Origin of the sequence: Nocardiopsis lucentensis DSM 44048 (assembly GCF_000341125.1) — a bacterium.
Classification (GTDB): Bacteria; Actinomycetota; Actinomycetes; order Streptosporangiales; family Streptosporangiaceae; genus Nocardiopsis; species Nocardiopsis lucentensis.
Map to the genome: position 1 here is coordinate 1 of NZ_ANBC01000045.1, position 2,136 is coordinate 2,136.

The window sequence follows — 2,136 nt, forward strand, 5'->3', positions numbered from 1 at the left end:
CCGGGTCGGCGCCACCGCCGGGTGGTACATGACCGCTTCGGCGTCGTACTCGATCGTGTAGCCCGCGTCCATGATCCGCCAGGCCAGGTCGGTCTCCTCGTGGGCGTAGAAGAACTCGCCCGGCAGACCGCCGCCCTCCTCGAACGCGGTGCGCCGGATCGCGCACGCGCCCCCCAGGAAGGTGGTCACCACACTCGACTTGCGGGAGTCACCCACCCGCAGCCGGGGCACGTGGCGTCGCTGGTCGGGGCCCCCGTCCGGGTCGGCGATCCGGAAGGACAGCGCGCCCAGCTCCGGGGCCGCGGCGAACCGCTCCCGCACGTGCCGGGCCAGGTCGGTCGAGCGGTACCATCCGTCGTCGTCCAGGAACAGCACGACGTCGCCCTTGGTCGCGCGCACCCCGTGGTTGCGGCCCTCGGGGATGCCCACGTTCTCCGGCAGCCGCACCGTCGTGACGCCCTCGGGCAGCTCGGGCAGGTCCGCGCCGTTGCCGACCACGACCACCTCGACGTCCGCGCCCTCCTGCTCGAACACACTGGTGATCGCCCTGCGCAGCTCAGCGGGGCGGTTGCCCATGGTGAGCAGGACACAGGACAGCGTGGGCTGGATGGGACCGGACACCTCGGGACGGCTCCGTTCGGCTCGCGGCGCTCGGGAGCCCTCCTCCGCGGACGCGCCGGAGACCGGTGAGGACGGGATCACGGATGTGGCCATGCTTGCGACCGTTCAGTGGACGATGGACTTCGAGCAGGTTGACTCACGCCAACATTCGCACGAACAGACTAACGAGAGAATAAGAGAAAGGTGTACGGGACCGTGACGCGGGCAACACACACGGCCCCGTATGTGACAGTAACGTCACTGACGCGTTATTCCAGGCGTCGCGAGGCGACCACGCTCACGAAGTGGGCGAAACTCATCACCACGCCCACGACCGCGCACGCGACCACCAGCACCCGGGTCGCGGCCAGGTCGCCGAGGAAGGCGTCCACGACCGCCGCCACCACGACCAGCAGCGACAGTTCGACCGCCTGGATCACGCGGTGGACCTTCAGCGCGGAGGCCAGCCGCCGGGCCAGGCTCAGCCCGGACGAGCGCGGACGCATCGCCTCGGCCGTGACCTCCTCCGGCAGCCCCGCCTTGGCCCGGGCCACCACGACATTGTCCGTCTCGGCCTTGATCAGCGCGACACCGATCGCCGCGGCCATCCCGAGGATGACCCAGCCGCCCGGCTCGAACTCACCCTGGGCACGCACGCCCAGGCCGATGAGCAGGGCGATCTCCGACACGTAGTGGCCGATCCGGTCCAGGTAGATCCCCGCCACGCTGGTCCGCCCCGTGTACCGGGCGACCTCGCCGTCGGAGCAGTCCAACAGGAGGTAGACCTGCACCAGCAGGGCCGCGAGGATCGCCGACCACAGCCCGCCGAAGGCCACGACCACCCCGGCCAGGACACCGAACACCATCATCAGGTAGGTGATCGGGTTCGGCGGGACGCGGAGCCGGACGAACAGCGTGCTCAGGTAGGGCGAGACGTCCCGCATGTAGTAGCGGCCGGCCCAGTGCTCCTCGTTGACACGCTCCTTGATCCCCGCGGGCTGACCGCCCGCGCGGACCTCAGCGACCGACGGCTTCGACATAGTCCGCGACACTCCGCTTGATCTCGTCCTCGGAGAGGTTCAGGTGTTCAAGGATGGTGAAGCGGCCGGGACGCGTGCCCGGGGCGTGGACGACGGCACGCACGAAGGCCTCCTCGTCGAGCCCCACGTCGGTGGGGAGGATCGGCAGCTGGTGGCGGAGCAGGCAGGAGCGGATCTCCTCCAGCCGCCGCTGCGACCAGCCCAGGTGGCGCACCCGCAGGAAGGACGCGTACAGCGCGCCCAGCCCGGCGAGCTCGCCGTGGTTGCTGGTCCCCGGGTAGAGCTGGGTGACGGCGTGCAGGATCTCGTGGCACGCACCGCTGGCCGGGCGGCTGGACCCGGCCACCGACATCGCCATCCCGGACAGCACCAGGCCCTCGGCGAGCACGGCGAGGAAGGCGTCGGACTCGATCGAGTCGGGGCGGTGCAGGACCGCCTCGGCCGCGACCCGGGCGAAGGTGACCGCCATGCCGTCGACCGGCTCGTCGGCGACCCG

2 protein-coding genes and 1 pseudogene are annotated in these 2,136 nt (G+C 70.8%); all 3 read right to left on the reverse strand.

Features of this window, described 5'->3' with window-relative positions:
• The coding region (locus tag D471_RS0101255; protein WP_193789725.1) for a glycosyltransferase at positions 1-576 on the reverse strand (576 nt) is incomplete at its 3' end.
• Positions 577-869: 293 nt separating this feature from the next.
• Positions 870-1,640: a CDP-alcohol phosphatidyltransferase family protein gene (locus tag D471_RS0101260; protein WP_017596944.1), complete on the reverse strand. Its 771-nt coding sequence runs from the start codon at positions 1,638-1,640 to the stop codon at positions 870-872.
• Positions 1,618-2,136, reverse strand: a pseudogene (locus D471_RS0101265) (iron-containing alcohol dehydrogenase); the annotation flags it as partial. The pseudogene D471_RS0101265 and the gene D471_RS0101260, both read right to left, overlap by 23 nt.

Coding starts and splice junctions, on each gene's coding strand:
- D471_RS0101260 (WP_017596944.1), bottom strand. CDS start 1,640: ATGTCGAAGCCGTCGGTCGCTGAGGTCCGCGCGGGCGGTCAGCCCGCG.